This window comes from Dickeya dadantii NCPPB 898 (assembly GCF_000406145.1).
In the GTDB taxonomy this organism is placed as follows: Bacteria; Pseudomonadota; Gammaproteobacteria; order Enterobacterales; family Enterobacteriaceae; genus Dickeya; species Dickeya dadantii.
In genome coordinates, this window is record NZ_AOOE01000047.1 from 1 (window position 1) to 6,759 (window position 6,759).

The following is a 6,759-nucleotide window of genomic DNA, read 5'->3' on the forward strand; positions in this document are numbered from 1 at the left end:
ATGGCGATCGAGCTTGCCGTTGGGCGTCAGCGGCAGCGCATCCAGCCGCACATACGCCGACGGCACCATAAAATCAGGCAGACGGCGCGCTAGCTGCTGTTTCAGTGACTCAATGGAAACGGATCCATCTGAAATGGATGCATCCGAGAGCGTGTAATAGGCAACCAGACGGTGATCGCCGGTGTCGGTGCGTTGGGCGATGACCACCGCATCATCAATCCCGTCGCATGCCTGCAACGCTGATTCAACTTCACCGGGTTCAATACGAAAACCGCGAATTTTGATCTGAAAGTCATTGCGGCCCCGATAATCGAGGGTGCCGTCAGCCTGCCAGCAACCCAGATCGCCAGTGCGATACAGTCGTGCGCCGGGCTCGTTAGCAAACGGATCTGCTAGAAAACGCTCTGCTGTCAGGTCGGCGCGGTTCAGATAGCCGCGCGCCACACCCACCCCGCCGATGTAGATTTCACCGACCACGCCAACCGGCACCGGCTGACGATGTTCATCCAGAATATATATTCGGGTGTTGGCGATCGGACGGCCGATCGGCACGATCGGCACCGCACCGGTGCTGCGCAGATCGGTCAGTGTATGAATACAACAGCCGACAACGGTTTCGGTCGGGCCGTATTCGTTCACGATGCGGACATCGGGCCGATGCTGTCGCCAGAAACTCAAATGGCGCTCCAGCACGGCTTCCCCACCGAGAATAAATTGCTGTAAGCCGGGCAGAGAAGCGATATCGACGCCGTTCGGATCACTGATCAGCAGACGGCTCAATCCATCCAGATAGGACGGTGTCAGCTTGATAAAGCCGAACGGCTCGCCGGATACCAGCGCGCGGTACAGTGACGCGATTTCATCCTGACTATCGATGATATACAGCGTCTTACCGGCTAAAATCGGTACAAATACACTGGTAATGGTGGCATCAAAGCCGATGGATGAGTTCATCGGAATGCGGTCACTGGCGGTGTTTGGGTAGGTTTGCAGACTCCAGTACAGATAGTTCATCAGACTGCGATGTTCGATCATGACACCTTTGGGCTGCCCGGTGGAGCCGGAGGTATAGATGACATAGGCCAGATGACGGGGTGTCAGGCCCCGTGTTGCCGGGGCGATATTGTCGGTTGGACAGGTAGCCCACGGTGGTGTCGGGTTATCCAGCTCAATCACCGGACAGTCGGCCGCTATCCGGGCGTTCAGCGCGGTGGTGGTAATCAATACCACCGGGGCGCTGTCGGCCAGCATGTACTGCAGACGCTCTGTCGGGTAGCCCGGGTCGAGCGGCACATAAGCCCCACCGGCTTTCAGGGTGGCCAGCAGGGCTACGATAAGCTCAGGGCTGCGCTCCAGTGCCATCGCCACCCGATTGTCCGGCCTGACGCCCCATTCTGTCAGCCAGTGCGCCAGCCGGTTGGCCCGGCGGTTCAGTTCGCCATAGCTCAGCGATTCGTTTTCGAAGACCACGGCAACAGCATCCGGCTGTCGGGCCGCCTGCTGTTCAAAGCACTGATGGATGCAGATATCCGCCGGGAAGTCTGCCGCGGTGTCATTAAAGCCGTACAGCACCTGCTGGCGTTCGGCGTCGGACAGCAGGGTTATCTGCGCCACCGGCTGATGGGTGTCGGTCACCATACCGCGCAGCAGGGTCTGCCAGTACGCCAGGAAACGCCGGATGGTGTGCGTTTCAAACAGCGCCGTGGCGTAGTTCAGCTGGCCGTTCAGGCCGGCGTCGCTTTCCGTGATGCCCAGACTCAAATCGAACTGGGCGGTGTTGCCGTCCGGCGTCAGCGTCAGCCCGTCCAGCGCCAGCGTGGCGGACGGGGTATTCTGGACACTGAACGTCACCTGGAAGAGCGGGCTGTGCGCCAGACTGCGGGCGGGGGCGACGGCTTCGACAATCTGCTCGAACGGCATGTCCTGATAGGCCTGCGCGGCAATCACGGTCTCCCTGACCCGGGCCAGCAGGGTTGCGGTATCTGCTTGTCCGGACAAATCGATGCGCAGCGGCTGGGTATTGACGAACATCCCGATCAGCCCTTCCAGCTCGGTGCGGGTCCGACCGGCGACCGGGGTGCCGATAACCACATCGTCCTGCCCGGCGAGGCGGCCCAGCAGGGCGGCCCAGGCCACCAGCAGGGTCATAAACAGCGTGCTGTCGTGACGACGGCTCAGGGCGTACAGCGCGTCGGTCAGGTCACGCTCCAGCGTGAAGGTCAGAGTGGCACCGTCGTAACGCTGTGTCGGCGGGCGGGGGTGGTCGGCGGGCAGGGTCAGGCAGTCCGGCGCACCGCTGAGGTGGCTGACCCAGTACTGTTGCTGACGCTGCAGGACCTCGCCCTGCAGGTGCTGCCGCTGCCAGGCGGCGTAGTCGCCATAACGCAGGCGCAGGGGCGGCAGCGGGTCGGGCTGACCGGCGTTAAACGCGGAGTACAGCGTACTGAGTTCATTGATAAACAGGCTGACCGACCAGCCATCGGCAATGATGTGGTGCAGCGCCAGCCGCAGGAGGTGGGCCTGTGCATCCACGTGGAGCAACTGCCCCTGCACCAGCGGGCCGGTGCGCAGGTCAAACACCGGGGTGAATGGCGGCAGGTCGTCGCCGGGTGCCACGGTCATCACCGCCAGCGGGAACGGGCGCAGACCGGCGGGCTCGATAACCTGAACCGCGTCGCCCTGCACCGCCTCAAACCGGGTGCGCAGGGGGGCATGACGCGCCATGATGCGGTCCAGTGCCTGGGTCAGTGCGGAGACGTTGAGCGTCCCCTGCAACTGCACCGTGCCCTGAATCACATAGGCGGCACTGGCTGCCGGGTCGAGCTGGGTCAGGAACCAGAGGCGCTGCTGGGCCAGAGAGAGGGGGGGAGTCACGTCATCGGGCAGCGGTGTGATGGCAGACAGGGTCTGTGGTGCGGCGTCCTGCAGTACCGCGGCCAGCGCGTGCAGCGTCGGGTGTGCAAACAGCCGTGCCAGCGGCAGTTCGCGGTGGAGTGCGGAGCGGATATGCGACACCAGCCGCACCGCCAGCAGGGAATGACCGCCGAGCTCGAAGAAATGATCCTGCCGCCCGACGCGTTCGATACCGAGTAAATCCTGCCAGATAGCGGCCAGGGCCTGTTCGGTCTCACCCTGCGGGGCTTCGTAGCCGGTGCGGACAAAGGCGCTGTCGTCCGGGGCCGGTAAAGCCTTGCGGTCCACCTTGCCGTTGGGTGTCAGCGGGATCTGCTCCAGCCGCACATACGCAGACGGCACCATATGCACGGGCAGACGCTGCGCCAGCGCCTGCTTCAGCGCCTCAACGGTGAGCGCTTCATCCGACAGGGTGTAATAGGCCACCAGCCGGTGATCCCCCGTTGCGGTGTGCTGTGCAATCACCACCGCTTCGCGCACACCGGCGCAGTCCTGCAACACCGATTCAACCTCACCGGGTTCAATACGGAAGCCGCGGATTTTGACCTGAAAATCATTACGACCCAGATACTCAATGCTACCGTCGGCCAGCCAGCGACCCAGATCGCCGGTGCGATACATCCGCGCACCGGTTTCTGGCGAGAACGGATCCGTCAGGAAGCGTTCGGCGGTGAGATCGGGGCGGTTCAGGTAGCCGCGCGCCACACCGGCCCCGCCGATATAGATTTCACCGGCAATACCCAGCGGCACCGGCTGCTGATGCGTATCCAGAATATAGAGGCGGTTATTGTATATCGGGTAGCCAATCGGCGGCAGACGCGGCCAGTCAGCGGCGTTGCCGACGCATTGATACTCCGTCACCACGTGGGTTTCTGCCGGGCCGTATTGGTTGTGCAGGCGAATGGGGCCGGAACGCTGACACAGGGCGCGGATTTCACTGCTTATCAGCAGCCGCTCGCCCGCGGTGATGATTTCTTTTACCGGCAATCCCTGCTGCGTCTGGGCGCAGGTCACGGCCAGGGTCTGCAATGCGGCGACCGGCAAAAAGACGCGCTCGACGGCCTGCTGTTGGATAACGTCCAGCAGCCGGTCCATGTGTAAGCGATCTTCACTCGCGATCATCACCAGTTTGCCGCCACGGGTCAGGGCGCTGAGGATTTCCTGAAACGCGACATCAAAACCGAAGGACGCAAATTGCAGTGTGGTCATGGCCGCCTGCTCTCTGGCCTGCCAGTGCAGCAGATTGACCAGCGGCGCATGCGGCATGGCCACCCCCTTGGGCTGCCCGGTAGAGCCGGAGGTGTAGATGACATAGGCCAGATTATCCGGTGTCAGGCCAATCCCACTTCGGGACGGGTTGTCGCCAGAGGCGGTTGCCCATTGACTGGCATCACGTGTCAGATGCAGCACTGTCGCCGTACCGGTCAGGTTGTCTAAAACCGCCAGCCCGTGCTGATCGACCAGAATGGCGCCGGGGGCGCTGTCTTTGAGCATAAACGCCAGGCGTGCGGATGGGTATTCCGGATCCAGCGGCACACAGGCGGCCCCGGCTTTCAGTGTGGCCAGCACGCAGACGATCATCTCCGGGTGGCGTTCAGTGCAGATAGCCACCCGGTCATCGGCACCGATACCCAGCCCGCGCAGATGGTGTGCCAGCTGGTTGGCGCGACGGTTCAGTTCACCGTAGCTCAGCGACTGGTCTTGAAAGACCAGCGCAATGCGTTCCGGATGCTGTACAGCCTGCTGCTCGACACGTTCGTGAACGCAGAGCTCGGCCAGGTAGGGCGTGTGTGTGTGATTGAAACCGGTTAACACCTGATGACGTTCATCTGGTGGCAGAACGGACAGCCGGTGCAGTGGCTGTTCAGGCGACTGCTCCAGCGCATCGATCATCTGTGTCAGCACATGCTGCATCATCTGTCCGATCCGTTCCCCCCCAGGCGACGGTCTGCCTGAACCTTAAGTGAAAAACCGGCGTGAAGCGCATCATCCACGGACAGTGTAAGAGGATAATTGGTGCGCTCTTCCACCTTCAGGAGTTCGATGCCGGGCCACGGGTCTTCGGCGGCATCGGCGTTTGCCGGTGTAACATCATGACGATAGTTCAGCAATGCGCTGAATAAGGGCTGCGACGCGGCAACGCCACTGCATTGCTGTGCCAGCGTCAGCGAGGCGTGCTCATGGGCCAGCAGGTCGGCCAGACGGCGATGCGTCTGATCGAGCGCGGCGCGGACGGTGATATCGGCCAGCGTCAGTCGCAGCGGCAGGGTGTTAATAAACAACCCCAGCGCCTGTTCGCGACCGTCTTGCAGACGGCCCAGCAGCATGGTGCCGAAGACCACATCATCACGACCGGACAGCGCACCGATAACGTGGCCCCAGGCCAGATGGAACAGACTGGCGGCACTGATGCCCTCTTGTTGCGCCTGCCGGCGAATGCGTCCGGCCAGTGTGTCCGGCAGCGGCAGGATGGCTTCATCCATATCGACCAGCGCGGTCAGGCCGCCGGGCAGGGTGGGCTCTTCCACTTCCGCCAGTTGCTGATGGAAAAAGGCTTTATCGTCAGTGGCGGCGGCTCTGGCCCGTACCTGTGCGACGTGATTACGGAAGGGAATCGATGCCGACAGTTGATCCCATTCACCGCGCTCGTCCGCGTGTATTTCATCGAGCAGGATAGCTAGCGTGGTGTGATCCAGACACAGGTGATGGTATTGCAGACACAGCAGCCAGCGGTCATTGGCTTCATCATTTGCCATCAGCAGGTTGAACAGCGGTGCCTGACGCAGATCCAGACGGCACGGTTTCATACTGAACAGCTGATCGGCGGCGTCGCCCGCAGTCGGACTCAGGTGCACCTGCGTTGCCGTCAGTTCGGCACGACGTAACACCACCTGTACCGGTTGCGGCAAGCCTTCCCAGCGCACGGCGGTGCGCAGAATATCGTGACGGGCAATCACGCGGTTCAGCGAGGCGATAAACGCCTCCAGTCGCTGTCGTGTTGCAAATGCCAGCAGTGAACTGTTCAGGTAAGGATCATGCGACTCCGCCAGCAGGTAGTGATACAGCACGCCTTCCTGTAACGGGGTCAGCGGGTAGATATCCTGAATCTGGCGGACGCCATCGGGGACACTGGATACAATCCGATCAATGTCCTCCTGCGTCAGTTCAAGTAACGGCAGCATGGCCGGTGTAATGCGCTGACTGTCGGCGGTAATCCGGTTTTCCGGTATCGCCGTCTGTTCAAAACGTTCAATCGTCGTGGCAAGCTCCGCCAGCCTGGTGTGCTCAAATACCGCCCGCACCGGGACATTCAGGCCCTGACTCTGCAGTGCGGCAATCAGACGCACCACCAGCAGGGAATGACCGCCGAGCTCGAAGAAATGATCCTGTCGCCCGACGCGCTCAATGCCGAACAGGCTCTGCCAGATAGCAGCCAGAGCCTGTTCGGTCTCGCCCTGCGGGGCTTCGTAGCCGGTGCGGACAAAGGCGCTGTCGTCCGGGGCCGGTAAGGCCTGGCGATCGAGCTTGCCGTTGGGCGTCAGCGGCAGCGCATCCAGCCGCACAAAGGCCGACGGCAGCATATAGTCCGCCAGCTGCTGCGCCAGCGCCTGACGCAGCCCGGCGGGTTCGGGGAGAATACCGGCTTCCGCGACCAGGTAGGCCACCAGACGCCTGTCACCCGGGCTGTCTTCGCGTGCAATCACCACCGCTTCGCGCACGCCGGCGCACTGCACCAGACACGCTTCGATCTCTCCGGGTTCGATACGGAAGCCCCGGATTTTGACCTGGCAGTCATTACGACCCAGGTATTCGATCGTGCCATCCGGCAGCCAGCGTCCCAGGTCC

Annotated in this window: 2 protein-coding genes; both read right to left on the reverse strand. The window is 62.1% G+C overall.

Annotated features, from left to right (window positions below; all coding sequences use genetic code 11):
* Positions 1 to 4,830, reverse strand: a 4,830-nt coding sequence (locus DDA898_RS00400; protein WP_152490659.1) for a non-ribosomal peptide synthetase, incomplete at its 3' end; no start/stop codon positions are given.
* A partial coding sequence (locus DDA898_RS00405) for a condensation domain-containing protein (RefSeq protein ID WP_236616655.1) occupies positions 4,827 to 6,759 on the reverse strand: 1,933 nt, incomplete at its 5' end. The genes DDA898_RS00400 and DDA898_RS00405, both read right to left, overlap by 4 nt.